This window comes from Streptococcus sp. HMSC034E12 (assembly GCF_001835915.1).
Classification (GTDB): Bacteria; Bacillota; Bacilli; order Lactobacillales; family Streptococcaceae; genus Streptococcus; species Streptococcus vaginalis.
On sequence record NZ_KV826427.1, the window covers coordinates 1 to 17,051 of the forward strand.

The 17,051-nt window shown below is 39.0% G+C and carries 10 protein-coding genes and 3 pseudogenes; 10 read left to right on the forward strand and 3 right to left on the reverse strand.

The features are described from left to right. Positions 1 to 364: pseudogene (locus tag HMPREF2574_RS10005) on the forward strand (transposase); the annotation flags it as partial. Between the two features lie 35 nt (positions 365 to 399). Continuing rightward, positions 400 to 1,611: pseudogene (locus HMPREF2574_RS00425) on the forward strand (phage tail tip lysozyme); the annotation flags it as partial. A gap of 98 nt (positions 1,612 to 1,709) precedes the next feature. On the opposite strand, the gene HMPREF2574_RS00430 reads toward HMPREF2574_RS00425, so the two are convergent. Together HMPREF2574_RS00430 and HMPREF2574_RS00435 are read right to left on the reverse strand one after the other, a co-directional pair. Further along, positions 1,710 to 2,555, reverse strand: coding sequence for a nucleotidyl transferase AbiEii/AbiGii toxin family protein (locus tag HMPREF2574_RS00430; RefSeq protein WP_070812031.1), 846 nt, complete (start codon positions 2,553 to 2,555; stop codon positions 1,710 to 1,712). Continuing rightward, positions 2,552 to 3,142 (reverse strand): type IV toxin-antitoxin system AbiEi family antitoxin domain-containing protein, encoded by a 591-nt coding sequence (locus HMPREF2574_RS00435; protein WP_024052556.1) that lies wholly within the window; start codon positions 3,140 to 3,142, stop codon positions 2,552 to 2,554. Before HMPREF2574_RS00435 ends, HMPREF2574_RS00430 begins: the two co-directional genes overlap by 4 nt. A gap of 193 nt (positions 3,143 to 3,335) precedes the next feature. Here HMPREF2574_RS00435 and HMPREF2574_RS00440 point away from each other — a divergent pair. Continuing rightward, positions 3,336 to 5,813: pseudogene (locus HMPREF2574_RS00440) on the forward strand (GbpC/Spa domain-containing protein); the annotation flags it as partial. Positions 5,814 to 6,390: 577 nt separating this feature from the next. Continuing rightward, the gene (locus HMPREF2574_RS00445; protein ID WP_024052345.1) at positions 6,391 to 8,082 is read left to right on the forward strand and encodes a phospho-sugar mutase; all 1,692 of its coding nucleotides are present in this window, start codon (positions 6,391 to 6,393) and stop codon (positions 8,080 to 8,082) included. A 181-nt stretch (positions 8,083 to 8,263) separates the two neighbouring features. Here HMPREF2574_RS00445 and HMPREF2574_RS00450 read toward each other — a convergent pair whose 3' ends face one another. Continuing rightward, a complete protein-coding gene (locus tag HMPREF2574_RS00450) occupies positions 8,264 to 9,232 on the reverse strand; it encodes an NAD(P)/FAD-dependent oxidoreductase (protein ID WP_024052346.1) in 969 nt (322 codons plus the stop codon). 126 nt (positions 9,233 to 9,358) lie between these two features. Between HMPREF2574_RS00450 and HMPREF2574_RS00455 the strand changes: the two genes are divergently transcribed. The 6 genes from HMPREF2574_RS00455 (at position 9,359) to HMPREF2574_RS00480 (ending at position 17,046) form a co-directional block, all read left to right on the forward strand. Further along, entirely contained in the window at positions 9,359 to 11,902 is a 2,544-nt protein-coding gene (locus HMPREF2574_RS00455) for a M1 family metallopeptidase (RefSeq protein ID WP_070812032.1), read from the forward strand. 159 nt (positions 11,903 to 12,061) lie between these two features. Beyond that, positions 12,062 to 12,805, forward strand: a complete 744-nt coding sequence (locus HMPREF2574_RS00460; RefSeq protein ID WP_037593742.1) for a DeoR/GlpR family DNA-binding transcription regulator — start codon at positions 12,062 to 12,064, stop codon at positions 12,803 to 12,805. Beyond that, positions 12,802 to 13,713, forward strand: coding sequence for a 1-phosphofructokinase (pfkB, locus tag HMPREF2574_RS00465; protein WP_022526204.1), 912 nt, complete (start codon positions 12,802 to 12,804; stop codon positions 13,711 to 13,713). The genes HMPREF2574_RS00460 and pfkB overlap by 4 nt, the downstream gene beginning before the upstream one ends. Beyond that, on the forward strand, positions 13,710 to 15,659 hold the full coding sequence (locus HMPREF2574_RS00470) for a PTS fructose transporter subunit IIABC (RefSeq protein WP_070812033.1): 1,950 nt from the start codon (positions 13,710 to 13,712) through the stop codon (positions 15,657 to 15,659). Before pfkB ends, HMPREF2574_RS00470 begins: the two co-directional genes overlap by 4 nt. Positions 15,660 to 15,819: 160 nt before the next feature. Continuing rightward, entirely contained in the window at positions 15,820 to 16,194 is a 375-nt protein-coding gene (locus HMPREF2574_RS00475) for a DUF1149 family protein (protein WP_024052351.1), read from the forward strand. 3 nt (positions 16,195 to 16,197) lie between these two features. Beyond that, positions 16,198 to 17,046, forward strand: coding sequence for a DegV family protein (locus tag HMPREF2574_RS00480; protein WP_070812034.1), 849 nt, complete (start codon positions 16,198 to 16,200; stop codon positions 17,044 to 17,046). The last annotated feature ends 5 nt before the right edge of the window (positions 17,047 to 17,051 follow it).

A 17,051-nucleotide genomic window follows, 5' to 3' on the forward strand; every position in this document is an offset into this window, starting at 1 on the left:
CTAGACAAGCTTTTGAGCTATTCAGAAGACTTGAAACACCACTACAATCTCTATCATCTCTTGCTTTTTCACTTCCAGAATAAGGAACCAGAGAAATTTTTCGGACTTATTGAGGACAATCTTAAGCTGGTTCATCCTCTTTTTCAGACTGTCTTTAAAACCTTCCCTCAAGGATAAAGAGAAAATCGTCAACGCCCTTCAACTACCCTATTCCAACGCAAAATTGGAAGCCACTAATAATCTCATCAAACTTATCAAGCGCAATGCATTTGGTTTTCGGAACTTTGAAAACTTCAAAAAACGAATTTTTATCGCCCTAAATATCAAAAAAGAAAGGACGAAATTTGGCCTTTCTAGATCTTAGCTTTTCATCTACCCACTACAGTTGACAAAGAGCCTTATAATGTTCATACTGGTCGAGTGACGGCTGGTCAGCGAGTCCTAGCAGGAGAGGATATTGGCCAAACTAAAGATGGTACGGGGCTAAAAGTCACCTATCAAAAGGTGGACGATGACACGGACAAGTTGGTTTATGTCAATCCAGCCTTTTACTTTCCTAAAGTGATTCAGCTTCAAACCACTATTATACCAGCCATTGGTCAGTTTGGCGGAGATGAGTTTGCGAGAGTGAAAGCGATCTATGAGTACCTGAAAAGTCAAGGAGCAACCAATCAAGCCATCGCAGCTATTTTAGGAAACTGGTCGGTAGAATCCTCTATCAATCCCAAACGAGCTGAAGGCGACTACCTATCTCTTCCAGTTGGGGCAAGAGAAAACTCTTGGGATGATGAGGGGTGGCTGTCTCTGGGTGGCCAAGCTATTTATAACGGTCATTACCCTAATATCTTGAGACGTGGACTAGGATTGGGACAGTGGACAGACACCGCTGATGGGTCACGCCGTCACACACTTTTGTTAGAATATGCTAAACGAAAGAATCAGAAGTGGTATGACTTAGGCTTACAACTGGACTTCATGTTGCATGGCGATAGTCCTTATTACACCAACTGGTTAAAGGACTTCTTCAAACATTCAGGAAGTCCAGCAAACCTTGCTCAACTCTTTCTCATTTATTGGGAAGGAAATAGCGGAGATAAGCTCTTAGAGCGCCAAACCAGAGCAACTGAGTGGTATTACCAAATCGAAAAAGGGTTTAGTCAGCCAAATGGTGGGACTGCCCAAAGTGATCCAAAAGCTTTGGAAGCTGTTCGTGGTGACTTCTATGACAACTCTATCCCAGGTGGTGGTGATGGTATGGGCTATGCCTACGGTCAATGTACATGGGGAGTAGCTGCACGGATTAACCAATTAGGCTTAAAACTCAAAGGCAGAAATGGTGAGAAAATTCCGATTATCAATACCATGGGCAATGGTCAAGATTGGGTACGAACTGCGGCTAGTCTCGGTGGTGAAACAGGAACCATCCCTAAAGCAGGAGCGATTGTCTCCTTTGCGGGTGGACAGTACGGGCATGTGGCCTTCGTTGAAAAAGTTTACCCAGATGGGTCATTTCTTATCTCAGAGACCAACTATAACGGCAATCCCAACTATACCTTCCGTAAATTATCAGGAGTGGATAGTACTATCAGTTTTGCCTACACAACGAAATAAAAAGGATATGCTAACAAAGTATAAAAATGTTAGCATATTCTTTTTGTTTTTTTTTATGGCAAGGTCAGCTGCTAGCTTTAAAGTCTTTCAGTCACGACTTAAACGTTATGATTAGAATTGAGAGCTATCAAGAGGCTGATAATCTCATTAAGTATATCTGTGAATAGAATGTCTTTTGTATAGCTATATTTTTTTGAATAATTTTGCCATTGTTGCTGTTGAATAGAGTCAGATTTGAATCTCTCCAGTAGTTCAATGATTTTATTGAAATCGAGTTCAGTTTCACGATAGGAAAAGGTTCTTTCACAAGCAATTTTTAATTGTGAAAAATCAATGTCATCTTTCTTTAGCTTTGAAAGGATATAGACATCGTAAAAATCTTTGCTGCGACTGTTCAAGAAATTTCGTGAATAAATGGTTTGGAGTTTTTCAGCTAAGATTGTTTCAATCGTATAAGCAATGATTGGAAAATTGCCATCATCAAAAATGGCTTTATAGTCATAGGTAACAGGGTAAGGTGTGACAATGTCTCCAGTCGCAATATCTAAATGGATAATTTGTTTAATATTTTCTAGTTGACATAAAATGGTTGCTCGATAACCACCATAATCATCGCTTTCCTTAATAGCTGTTATGGATTGAATTGAAAATTGAATACCATCTTTCGCTTCAGTTAAAATTTCTTCAAGTTGTTGTTGAATATTTTCTTCTGATAAAGTTTGTTTATGAAACAGGAAGTCAATATCAACAGTGCTGCGAGATTCGACCCCAATGACGTTTGAAAGTAGGAATCCACCTTTGAAAATATAGTGATTCGAATAAGAACTCTGACTTAATTTTTTCAGAATAGCTTCAAGAAAGTAATAGGTCATGACGGAATTAAAGGTTAATCCAGTATTCTTCGATATTTTATGGCAGAGTGCTGTTAATTTTGCTTTATTCATAGTAGTACCTCCAAGGTTCGTTTAACTTCATCTAAGATATTTAGTTTTTGAGCATATTTATAGAGCTTTGCGAGATTTCTTTTAGGGAAGTTACTATAAGTTTGAAGTGTTTTGACAAAGAGCTCAGCATCAATGTTATTTCGATTAAGGATAAAATCACACAGAACACGTTCAAAATTATAAACGTTAACGGTGTTTCCCATTGGAGTTTTTACACTGGTGACCCCGAAGTTGACAATGTCTTTAGAAACAGTGTGGATATTTAAATTTAATGGTGTATTCCTAAAACGGTAGTCCCTTGGGACTGTTACTTCAAAATATTGAGGAATTTCATCTGTAAGTCCTTGTAGATAAAGAGCAGAGATATGAGAAAAAACAGTTCTGGGGTAACGATACTGAAAGAAATAGTATTCATCATAACCTCCACTAGAGGATAGATAGATACCTTTTTCGACCCTAAAGATAACCCCTTCGTTTTCTAGTCTAGTTAGATAAATGGTTGGAATACCTAATTTTTTACAATCTCTATAAGTAATCATGCCGTTATGATTGTCTAAGTACTCAAGTAACAATTCTTTTTTAGACATATTTCTCCCTCTCTTTGTTGCTTTTGTACCGCAATTTTACCATTTTTACAGTACAAAAGCAACATTTTTAGATGTTATCTATACAGTTTACTATTCTCTTACTTGATGTGATACCAAAATCAAGCCTTCTTTTTTATGATGGGGAAAGAGCGACAGTTTGTTGCTACTTATCAAAAGAAAAGAAGGATTAGTTATGACAAAACAATGTCATCATCACTTTTTAGTGAATCAGGAAAAAGCAGAGAAGCATGTCTTTCGTAAAAGTAAGAAGTATCGTACGCTTTGTTCGGTAGCTATTGGAACCATGGTCACAGCTATTGTTGCATGGGGTGGTGCAGTGGCGCAGGCTGACGAAGTAACGGCACCACAGGATAACATCATTCAACGAACGGAAAATCCTGCCACCAATTTGCCTCAAGCACAGCCAGCACCAGTTGCCCAACAGACGAATAGTCTTGCTTCAACTGGTCATACAGACGGTGCGATTACTGTAACCGTTCCTCATGACACGGTAACCCAAGCTGTTAATCAAGCGAAAGCAGAAGGTGTCAAGACTGTTCAAGAGCAGCCAATGGATTTGGGCAACACGACATCAGCTAGTGAGACTAACCAACAATTAGCTAAAGCTGAAGCCGATGTTGCTAAACAAGCTGAGGAAATCACTCAGATAACAGATACCTATAAAGCTGATAAAGCAACCCATGAACAGGATAAAACACGTGCTGAAAAAGGGAATGCTGCGTTAGAGGCCAGTCACAAAGAAGCGACTCAAGCAGGAAATGGCTTAAACAGTTCTGTTGATACCAAGGTTTCAGAAGTGAAGACTCAAGATAAATTTGCTGATGTGACCGTAACGACTCAAACTGTATCGTCAGGAGATGGCTCAACTGTTCCAGGCTATCGGGATTACATGTTTTCAGTAGCTACTATTGATCAGATAAATAAGGATAATCTTTCAGAATATGTGACCAAGAAAAAAGCCGCAGATGTCATTGTCGCAAAGAATCTGGCTACTCAAAAGGAAAATGAAACAGGTCTAGCTAAGGCAAAGACTGATAATGAAGCGATTGACAAACGCAATCAAGCTGGACAAAAAGCGATTGATGATGAAAACAAAGCGGGTAAAGCTGCTGTTGATGAGTACAATAACAACCAACAGAAATTGGCCACAGATCGTGCGGATGAAATTGCAGCTATCACCAAACGCAACAAGGAAAAAGAAGAAGCCGCAAAGAAAGAAAATGAAGCCATTGATGCTTATAATGCAAAAGAAATGAACCGCTACAAGCGTGACTTAGCAGAGATTTCCAAAGGAGAAGAGGGGTATGTTTCAGAAGCCCTTGCTCAAGCTTTAAACTTGAATAATGGGGAACCACAAGCTAAACATGGAGCGAATACCCGCAATCCAGACCGTATTATTGCGAAAGGCAATGCTATGCTTGGAGGCTATTATAATATCTTAGATTCCACAGGCTTCTTTGTATATGACTCTTTTAAGACAGGTGAAACCTTAAGCTTCACTTATCAAAACTTACAAAATGCCCGATTTGATGGGAAGAGGATTAGTCGTATCACTTATGATATTACTAATCTTGTTTCACCAACGGGCACCAATGCAGTGCAGTTAGTCGTGCCAAACGATCCAACAGAAGGTTTTATTGCTTACCGAAATGATGGAACAGGAAATTGGAGAACCGATAAGATGGAGTTCCGTGTCAAAGCCAAGTATTTTTTGGAAGACGGAACGCAAGTAGCTTTCACTAAGGAAAAACCAGGTGTCTTTACTCACTCCTCACTGAATCATAATGATATCGGTCTGGAATATGTGAAGAATTCGTCTGGTAAATTTGTTCCTATCAATGGCTCGACGATTCAAGTGACAAATGAAGGTTTGGCTCGTTCACTAGGTTCCAACCGTGCCAGTGATTTGAAGTTGTCAGAGGAATGGGATACGACTTCTAGCCGCTATGCCTATAAAGGTGCGATTGTCTCAACCGTCACATCAGGGAATACCTATACAGTGATTTTTGGGCAGGGAGACATGCCGATGCAGGTGGGTGGAAAGACCTATTGGTTTGCTTTAAATACTTTGCCCGTCGCACGGACTGTTAAACCGTATCGTCCCAAACCATATGTGACCCCAAAACTGGATCCCGTACCTGATCCGATTAAGGTGGTGCAAAAAACTTTCACACCAAAGACGTTTACGCCTGAACCACATGTGACTTTTAAAGAGAAACCACTAGAGAAAGTGACACAACCTAGCTTGACCTTAACAAAGGTCACTTTGCCGAAAATTCCTACTTCAAAACCCTTGCCCAAAGCACCACAAGTGCCAATGGTTCACTACCATGACTACCGTCTGACAACAACGCCCGAAATTATGAAAAAAGTGGTGAATACAGACCAAACTAATCTTCATGGCAAAACAGTCGCAAAGGCTTCAACTGTTATTTACCCACTGACAGTAGACGCTTTTTCTTCCAATCGTGCCAAAACAACAAGCCTTACTTTCGAAGACTACCTTCCAGCAGGCTATGTGTTTGATAAGGAAAAAACACAAGTGGAGAACGGAAACTATGAGGTGACCTTTAATCAGGAAAAGAACTTTGTGACCTTAACTGCCAAGGAAAACTTGTTGCAGGAGGTTAATAAAGACTTAGCGTCTTTGGTAAATGCTGGTATTGTACTTATTGCAGTAAAGAGAGGAGCTGGAGATTTGGTGAAAAAGGTTGATATTGGGGGATATATTTCAACTATTTTTCACTTGTTTAATGATATTAGATTTATTACAAAAATAAAAAAAGATTTTATTGCTAAAGCTATTGAAGAAAATTATCAAGACAAATTAGCACAAGTTAAGTAGTTTCTAATATGTCTCCTGTAATATTGCTACCATGATATCAAGCTTTAGCAGGCACCAGACTATGAATTCGAGAAAGTTCATCCTGCAGTCTTGTTTTTACATGCGCATTACGTTAAGTCTGTTGATCTATTATCTAAGCTAGATGTTGCTTATCAGGATATTTTTGCATTAGATGAGAATGATATTCAATTTATTGATTAAAATTTACCTAATCAACAATCACCCACAGAGAGATAAAATCTGTGAGGTTTACATATAAATAACTGTTTTAAACAAAAAACTGCAAGCGTTTTAAAGAAAAATTGGGAAAAGGATTGATAAAAACGAAAAGGTAGTATAGAATGGAATTATTGAGAAATAATATATTAAAAGGAGTCGTTATATGAACTACAAAGAAGTTTATGAACAATGGCTAAACAATGATTTCTTCGATGAAGAAACAAAAGCTGATTTGCTGTCTATTCAGGATGATGAAGCTGAAATCGAAGATCGATTCTACAAGGGTCTTGAGTTTGGGACCGCTGGTCTTCGTGGGAAATTGGGTGCTGGTACCAACCGTATGAATAAATACATGGTGGGAAAAGCAGCCCAAGCATTGGCTGAAACCTTGAAAGACCATGGTGAAGAAGCGATTAAAAGAGGCGTTGCAATCAGCTATGATGTCAGATATAAATCAAAAGAATTTGCTGAATTGACCTGCTCCATCATGGCTGCTCATGGCATCAAAACTTATATTTACAATGGCATTCATCCTACGCCAATGTGCTCGTATGCAATTAGAAAATTGCACTGTAAGGCTGGCGTGATGGTGACAGCTAGTCATAATCCACAAGAATACAATGGCTATAAAGCATATTGGGAAGAAGGGTCACAAATTTTAGATGACATTGCAGGCCAAATTGCAGGTCACATGGATGAAATTGTCAACTTTGAAGACATCAAATCTATTCCTTTTGAAGAAGCTTTGGAAAGTGGTCTTGCAAATTATATTGATGCATCTGTCGAAGAAGATTACTACCAAGAAGTTCTCAATTTAACAATCAATGAAGATGTTGATAAATCTATTAAGGTTGGCTATACGCCTTTGAATGGTACAGGAAATATTCCTGTCAGAGAAATTCTGAAAAGAAGAGGATTTGAAAATATCTATGTCGTAAAGGAACAAGAATTTCCTGATCCAGATTTTACAACAGTTGGTTATCCCAATCCAGAATTTCCAAAAGCATTTGCCTATTCTGAAAAACTTGGAAAAGAAAATGATTGTGATATTTTGATTGCTAATGACCCAGACTGCGATCGTGTTGCGCTGGAAGTAAGAAATGCAAACGGTGATTATGTCTTTTTAAACGGAAATAAGATCGGTGCTTTGCTTTCTTATTATATTTTCTCACAACGTTCTGCTCTCAATAATTTACCTGAAAATCCTGTCATGGTGAAATCTATTGTTACAGGTGATTTATCTAGAGCGATTGCGAAGAAATATGGTATTGAAACAGTAGAAACCCTGACTGGATTTAAAAATATTTGTGGCAAAGCCAACGAATATGATCGTACTAAAGAAAAAACGTATGTGTTCGGTTATGAAGAAAGTATTGGCTTTTGCTATGGAACTTTTGTCAGAGACAAAGATGCTGTCAGTGCTTCTATGATGATTGTAGAAATGGCTGCTTACTTTAAAAAACAAGGTAAGACTTTGTTAGATGTTTTAAATGATATTTATGCAGAGTTTGGCTTCTATAATGAAAGACAAGTTTCGCTTGAGCTAGAAGGTGTAGAAGGTCAAGAGAGAATCGCTCGAATGATGGAAGAATTTAGAGAACATCCGTTGACAACAATTGGAGCAATGGAACTTGAAAAAGTGATTGACTTTAAAGATGGCTACCTTGATTTTCCAAAACAAAACTGTTTGAAATATTACTTTAAAGATGGTTCATGGTATGCACTCAGACCGTCAGGGACCGAACCTAAAATCAAACTATACATCTATTCAATTGGTAAAGATGAAAAGGAAAGTGTTGAAAAACTTGACCTCATCGAAAAGGCTTGCCGAGAAAAAATGGATAGTGTGAAATAAGCACATATAAAAGAGTTTGGGACAAAAAGATTTCAATTTTTAAAAATCTTAATTATTAAGCCCTTCAAATCTATAATTAAATGCGAAAAGCGAACAAAGCAGAATTCTGATTACCAGAAAACTAGTTTTGTTCGCTTTTTATATTTGAGGTCGGACTTTTGTCCCAGCTTCTTTTTGCTTTTTAAAGACTGGTCGAATGTTTTGGCTGTATTTTTTGGTCGGGATAGATATAATTCATGGCGTTGTTGATAGCTGTAGGAGCTTCGCCTAGTCCTGTGGCTATCAAATCAATCTTTCCGTCATAGCTACAGCAATCGCCAGCAGCATAGATACCTGCGACAGAAGTTTCTTGTTTGCTATTGACGATAATCTTGTGGCGATTGAGTTCTATTCCCCATTTTTTTAAGTTTCCAACAGATGATTTAAAGCCATAATTGACGAAAAGCTGATCAAGCGGCAAGAGCTCCGTTTCATCGCTTTTCACTTTAGTGATTTCAAGATGAGTGAGTTTGTTTCGTTCACCTATAAGTTGACTTGGGATAAATGGTGTTTTAATCGTGACAGTAGAAGCTTTTAGTTCATTGACACTGTGTTCTAAAGCACGGAAGGTGTCTCGACGATGGATGATATGTGTCGGAGCGATTTTATCAAAAGCAAGTGCCCAATCTACTGCAGAATCACCACCTCCTAGAACCACAATGTTTTGTCCAGCGTATTGATTGATATTGGAAACGTGATAATGAATGTTTTCAAATTGTTCTACATTGTCCAAATCAAGTGAGCGAGGTTTAAAAGCACCACCTCCCATAGCAATCAAAATGGCTCTTGAAATGTGCTTCCCATTGCTAGTTGTTAAGGTAAATAATTCATCGTTTTTTTCAATATCTAATACAGTCTCATTGAGATGTATGCTTGTTTCAAATGTTTTTACTTGATCAATCAAACGCTCAATCAATTCCTCACCTGTTAGATTAGTAAAACCAGGAACATCCAGAATTTTCTTTTCAGGATAGAGAATAGCTGGCTGTCCACCGAGCTGAGGCAGCGAATCAATCAAATTCACTTTTGCTTGACGCATGTGAGCATAAAAAGCAGCAAAAAGACCCACAGGCCCCCCACCAACAATCGTAATATCAAAAAATTCAGACATGATTTCTCCTTAAAATAGTAACGTATTTCTATTTTATCACAAAATGAGGAAAACGATAGAGAAATTGTGTTAGGACACGTGAATTATGTTACAATAGTTACAGATTATATTATTAAGGAGACATATATGCAAGCAGTTGCACATTTTATTGAAACATTTGTTCCAGAACATTATGATATTTTTTTAGATTTGAATCGGGAGCAAAAAACGTTCACAGGTAAGGTCAGCATTAGCGGAGAAGCAAAAGGTGAAAAAATTTCTCTTCATCAGAAGGATTTGACAATCCAGTCCGTTGAGGTAGCTGGCGAAGCTCGTCCTTTCTCTGTAGATAATGAAAATGAAGCAGTTTACGTTGAGCTTGGTCAAGCAGGAGTTGTTGAAGTAACGCTGACTTATACAGGTAAAATTACAGATAATATGACGGGGATTTATCCTTCTTACTATACTGTTGATGGAGTCAAAAAAGAAGTTCTTTCTACTCAATTTGAAAGTCATTTTGCACGTGAAGCCTTTCCAAGTGTAGATGAGCCAGAAGCAAAAGCTACATTTGACCTTTCTTTGAAATTTGACCAAGAAGCAGGAGAAATCGCACTTTCAAACATGCCAGAAGTTGATGTAGAAAATCGAAAAGCAACTGGCATCTGGAAGTTTGCAACGACTCCTCGCATGTCGTCTTATCTTTTGGCGTTCGCGGCTGGTGATTTACAGGGTGTTACAGCAAAAACGAAGAATGGTACCTTGGTCGGCGTGTACTCTACCAAAGCTCACCATGTTTCAAATTTGGAATTTGCTTTAGATATTGCAGTTCGCTCTATTGATTTTTATGAAGAATACTACGGAGTAAAATATCCGATTCCTCAATCTCTGCATGTAGCTTTGCCAGACTTTTCTGCAGGAGCTATGGAAAATTGGGGCTTGGTCACTTATCGTGAAGTTTATCTTTTAGTAGATGAAAATTCAACTGTTACAAGCCGTCAGCAAGTAGCTCTTGTGATTGCTCACGAATTGGCTCACCAATGGTTTGGTAATTTGGTTACAATGAAATGGTGGGATGACCTTTGGCTCAATGAAAGTTTTGCCAATATGATGGAATATGTCTGTGTGAACGCTATTGAGCCGACTTGGAACATTTTTGAGGACTTCCAAACAAGTGGCGTTCCTCTGGCTCTAAAACGGGATGCGACTGACGGTGTTCAATCTGTCCATGTGGAAGTAAAGCATCCAGACGAAATCAATACCTTGTTTGACCCAGCAATTGTCTATGCTAAAGGAAGTCGTCTCATGCACATGCTTCGTCGTTGGTTAGGAGATGAAGCCTTTGCAAAAGGTTTGAATACTTATTTTGCTAAACACCAATACAGTAATACGATTGGTCGTGACTTGTGGAATGCTCTCGGTGCAGCTTCAGGACGTGATGTGGCAGCCTTTATGGATTCGTGGTTAGAACAACCAGGTTATCCAGTTTTAACAGCGGTTGTGGAAAATGACACTCTCAAAATTTCTCAAAAACAATTCTTTGTTGGAGAAAAAGAAGAAAAAGACCGTTTATGGGTTGTGCCATTGAATAGCAATTGGACTGGTATTCCAGATACTTTAGAAACCGAAGCGCTTGAGATTCCAAATTATGCAGCTCTGGCAGCGCAAAATGAAGGAGCACTTCGTTTCAATACAGAAAATACGGCGCATTACATTACTGATTATCAAGGGGAATTGTTGGATAATATTTTAGCAACTATTACGGACTTGGATAATACAAGTAAGTTACAAGTAGTACAAGAACGTCGTCTGGTGGCGGAAGCTGGTTTTGTTTCATTTGCAGATTTGATTCCAGTGGTTGAAAAGTTAACCAATGAAACATCTTATCTTGTAGTATCTGCTGTGAAGGCTGTTCTAAATGGTTTGAAGACTTTTGTGGACGAAGGGACAGAAACAGAGGCAGCCTTTAAAAAATTACTCGTTAAGCTGAATGAAGATAACTTTGACCGACTTGGCTTTGAAGCGAAAGACGGTGAAACAGATGAAGATGAATTGGTACGTCAAATTGTTGTGGCAAATATGATTGCAGCTGATGATGAACAAGCGAGCCAAAAAGCGAGCCAAATCTTTGAAGCGCATCAAGAAAACTTGGAAAAACTTCCAGCAGCCACTCGTTTGCAAATTTTGATTAACCAAATCAAACACCATGAGACAAAGGAATTGACCGATCAATATCTAGCAACCTACATTACAACGGTTGACGGTAACTTCCAACGTCAATTGGCTTCGGCTCTTTCTTATACCAAGGACGAAACAACCCTCACCCATCTTTTAGAAGAATGGAAAAATAAGGATGTTGTAAAACCGCAGGATTTAGCAATGAGTTGGTATTTTACTTTCTTACAACATGATTTCACACAAGGAATTGTCTGGACCTGGGCGCGTGACAATTGGGATTGGATTAAGGCAGCTCTTGGTGGAGATATGAGTTTTGACAAATTTGTCATTTATCCAGCAAGTACCTTTAAGACGTATGAACGTTTAGCAGAATACAAAGCCTTCTTTGAACCACAATTATCTGATTTGGCAATTAGCCGTAACATTAGTATGGGAATCAAAGAAATTTGCGCTCGTATTGATTTGATTGACAAAGAAAAAGTAGCTGTTGAAGCAGCAATCAAAGCGACAGTATAACAGTATAGAAAAGAAAAGGTTGAATGCGAATTTCAGCCTTTTCTTATTGCATTTTGCTGTTTTATTAAAAAAGTGATAGTTTTTGAAAGAAAATGTTTGACTTTGAAATGAATTGGTGTATAATAAATCTGTAAACGATTGCAGGAAGAGGTGAGGTCTATCTTAAAATCAGAACGCAAACAGGTAATTTTAGAGGAAATCAATCATCATCAAGTTGTTTCTCTGGATAGCTTAGTTCGTTTGTTAAATACGTCTGAATCAACAGTCCGTAGAGATCTAGACGAATTGGAAGATGAAAGAAAACTGCGCCGGATTCACGGTGGAGCAGAAAGCATTCATTTTCTTCAAGAGGAAGAAAGCAATCAAGAAAAATCTATCAAAAACGTTCAAGATAAATTACGAATTGCTCAAAAAGCGGCGGAATTGATACAAGAACAGGATGTTATTTTTATTGATGCTGGAACGACAAATGAATTGTTAATCAATGAGCTTTCAAGCAAACATATGACGGTTGTGACCAACTCCATTCACCATGCTACAAAGTTAGTTGAGAAAAACATTCCAACGGTTATTATCGGAGGAGTTGTCAAAAGCTCAACAGATGCTAGTATTGGTGGTGTTGCTTTGAATCAAATTGGTCAGTTGAATTTCAACAAAGCCTTTATTGGTATGAATGGAATTGATGAAAATTTCTATACAACGCCTGATATGGAAGAAGGAGCAGTCAAACGAGCGATTCTTGAAAACGCCAAGCAGACCTACATCTTAGCTGATGCTTCAAAAATCGGTCATTCCTCTTTCGTGAAAGTCGCCCCTATCAAACGTGCTAGCATTATTACGAGTGCATGCGCCAATGAGCAATTGGAAAAGATAAAAGAAAAAACGGAGGTTATTGAAGTATGATTTATACTGTTACGCTTAACCCTTCTATTGACTATATTGTCCGTTTGGATAAGGTCAATGTTGGAAGCGTGAATCGTATGGAGAGCGATGATAAATTTGCTGGTGGAAAAGGCATCAACGTCAGTCGTGTGCTCAAACGTTTGGGAATTGACAATACAGCGACTGGCTTTATCGGTGGCTTTACTGGAAAATTTATTACTGATACCTTGGAAAATGAAGCGATTGCGACTAAATTTGTCCAAGTGTCAGAGGATACGCGTATCAACGTTAAGATTAAAGCAGACGCTGAGACAGAAATCAATGGAACGGGTCCGACTGTCTCACCAGAGCAATTGGCAGCCTTAAAAGATATTCTTTCAGGGCTTTCAGAGAAAGATACAGTTGTCTTCGCAGGGTCAAGCAATAAAAATCTAGGCAATGTCGTCTATAAAGAGTTAATTAGTCTGACGAGGCAAACTGGAGCACAAGTCGTTTGTGATTTCGAGGGACAAACACTTATTGATTCACTAGAGTTTCAGCCATTATTGGTTAAGCCGAATAACCATGAACTTGGTGATATTTTCAGAGTGAAGCTGGAAAAGCTGGATGAGATTGAGAAATATGCTCGTGAAATTCTAGCCAAAGGTGCGCAACATGTCATTATTTCTATGGCAGGTGATGGAGCGCTTTTGGTAACAAAGGACGGAGCTTATTTTGCAAAACCAATCAAGGGAATCGTGAAAAATTCTGTTGGAGCTGGTGACTCAATGGTTGCAGGCTTTACTGGCGAATTTGTTCGTTCAGGAAATGCTGTTGAAGCCTTCAAATGGGGAGTGGCTTGCGGAACGGCAACGACTTTCTCTGATGATTTGGCAACAGCCGCTTTTATTAACGAAACATATGAAAAAGTAGAGGTAGAAAAAATATGAAAATTCAGGATTTACTGAGAAAAGATGTGATGTTGCTTGATTTACAAGCAACTGAAAAAACAGCTGCTATTGATGAAATGATTCACAGTTTAGTTGACCACGGTTATGTGACAGATTTTGAAACATTCAAAGAAGGAATCTTGGCTCGTGAAGCTTTAACGTCAACAGGCTTGGGCGACGGGATTGCCATGCCACACAGTAAAAATGCGGCAGTCAAAGAAGCAACCGTTCTTTTTGCAAAATCAAACAAAGGTGTGGATTATGAAAGTTTAGACGGGCAACCGACAGATTTGTTTTTCATGATTGCTGCACCAGAAGGAGCGAACGATACTCACTTGGCTGCACTTGCAGAATTGTCACAGTACCTGATGAAAGATGGATTTGCAGACAAACTTCGTCAAGTAACTTCGCCAGATGAAGTGATTGCATTATTTGACCAAGCGTCTGAAAAAGCAGCAGAACCTACAACGGTAGCACCGGCAACCAAAGATGGTGATTTCCTTGTTGCGGTAACAGCATGTACAACGGGAATTGCACATACTTATATGGCGCAAGAAGCTCTTCAAAAGGTAGCGGCTGAAATGGGAGTTGGTATCAAGGTTGAGACCAACGGTGCTAGTGGTATCGGAAACAAACTGACCGCAGAAGATATTCAAAAAGCAAAAGCGGTTATTATTGCGGCTGATAAAGCTGTGGAAATGGATCGATTTGACGGCAAGCCATTGATTAACCGCCCAGTTGCTGACGGTATTCGTAAGACAGATGAGTTGATTAACTTGGCATTGTCAGGAAAAGCAGAAGTATATCATGCAGCCAATAAAGCAGCTGCGTCCTCTTCAGCGAATGCAGCAGGCGGTTTCTACAAACACTTAATGAGTGGTGTTAGTCAAATGCTTCCATTCGTTATTGGCGGTGGTATCATGATTGCGGTGGCATTCTTGATTGACCAAGCAATGGGAGTACCAAAAGATCAATTGGCAAATCTCGGTACTTATCATGAGTTGGCAGCTATGTTTAAGAATATTGGTGGCTTGGCCTTTGGCTTTATGCTTCCTGTACTTGCTGGTTATATCGCTTATTCTATTGCTGAAAAACCAGGTTTAGCGCCAGGTTTTGTAGCAGGTAGTATGGCTTCCGCAGGTCTTGCTTTTGGTAAAATTCCATTTGCAGAAGGTGGGAAAGCTACTCTTGCACTTGCTGGTGTACCTTCTGGTTTCCTTGGAGCCCTAGTGGGTGGTTTCCTTGCAGGTTACGTTGTAAACTTCCTTAAAAAAGCCTTGAGTTGTCTTCCAAAGTCGCTTGAGGGTATCAAGTCCATTCTACTTTATCCACTGTTGGGAACCTTGCTAACTGGCTTCTTGATGTTGTTGGTGAATATTCCAATGGCCGCTATCAATACTGGCTTGAATAGTTTCCTAGAAGGCTTATCTGGTAGTTCAGCTGTCCTCCTTGGACTCGTTGTAGGTGGTATGATGGCTATTGATATGGGCGGTCCCTTCAACAAAGCGGCTTATATCTTTGGTACAGGAACTCTTGCAGCAACTGTTTCAACAGGTGGTACAGTTGTAATGGCAGCGGTTATGGCTGGTGGTATGGTTCCTCCTCTAGCAGTCTTTGTTGCAACGCTTTTATTCAAAGATAAATTTACCGAAGAGGAACGCAATTCAGGCTTGACAAACATTGTTATGGGACTATCCTTCATTACTGAAGGTGCTATTCCATTTGGTGCTGCTGACCCTGCCCGTGCCATTCCAAGCTTTATGGTTGGTTCAGCCTTAGCAGGCGCACTTGTCGGCATGGCTGGTATTAAACTCATGGCACCACACGGAGGTATCTTCGTTATTGCACTTACTTCAAATGCTCTTCTCTATATCATCTTCATCTTGATTGGCGCAATTGTAAGTGGTGTGTTATTCGGAGCGCTTCGCAAACCATTGAATAAATAATGATGAGTTTCATCGTTCTAGGAGTTGGAGAAAAATTCTCTAGCTCCTTTTTTAATCTAAAAGAAACATTGAAAGGAGATGATTTTCATACTGATAAAATTAGTCAGGCGCTGGAAAATATGTTATAATTTTAATAACGCATATTTTGAGGAGAAATGAAATGGAATTACAACGCGAAAAAGAATTTGTCAGTCAATATCACTATGACGCACGTAATTTAGAGTGGGAAAAAGAAAACGGAACCCCAGAAACAAAAGTGGATGTCAATTTTCAATTGTTAAATCAAGATCAAGAAGGACAAGTAACTTCTATCGTTGTAATTGTGAACTTTATGATTGTCTTTGATGCTTTTGTAATTAGTGGAACAATCTCACAAGTCAACCATATCATGGGACAAATTGTCAATGAGCTAAGTGAATTTGAGCAGGACGAAGTAGAACAACTTGCTCGTCCAAGTTTGTCCATATTAAATCGTTTGACCTATGAAGTAACAGAAATCGCCTTGGATTTACCAGGTATCAATTTGGAGTTTTAATGCATGAAATTAGCCGTAATTACTGATTCGTCAGCATATTTGGATAGCAAAGTCATCGAAAATGAGCATTTATTTATCTTAGATATTCCCGTTAGTATTGACGGGGTTGAGTACATCGAAGGAAAGAATCTTTCTGCTAGCGAATTTTATCAAAAAATGGCAGCCTCTAGTGAATTACCAAAGACTAGCCAACCGAGTATCGCCAGCTTAGTGAACACTCTGTCTTTAGTAGAAGGGCAAGGTTATACTCATGTTATTGGTCTGTTTTTATCGAGCGGCATTTCTGGCTTTTATCAAAATATCCAGTATTTGAAAGATGAATTTCCAAGTTTAGAAATTGCTTTTCCAGATTCAAAAATCACAAGTGCGCCGCTTGGAATGATGGTGGAGCATATTTTAAACTGGGCTGAACAAGGGTTAGCGTTTGAGCAAATTCTGAGCAATCTTGACGTTCAAATCAAGGGAATTGGTGGCTTCATCATGGTAGATGACTTAAATCATTTGGTGAAAGGCGGTCGTTTGTCGAATGGCGCTGCAATTCTGGGAAACTTGCTCAGTATCAAACCAATTCTTTACTTTAATGACGAGGGCGTCATTGAGGTTTATGAAAAGATTCGTACCGAGAAAAAAGCTACGAAACGCCTGATTGAGATTGTCAAAGAGCAAACTGCACAAGGAAATTACCAAGTGATGATTATTCATGGAAATGCACTGGAAAAAGCAGAACATTTACATCAATTATTGTTAGAAGATAGTGTTTCTGGAGAGATTCCGATTGCGACATTTGGTAGTGTGATTGGAACTCACTTGGGTGCTGGAAGTATTGCCTTAGCCTATATTCCGATTATTTAAGGAGG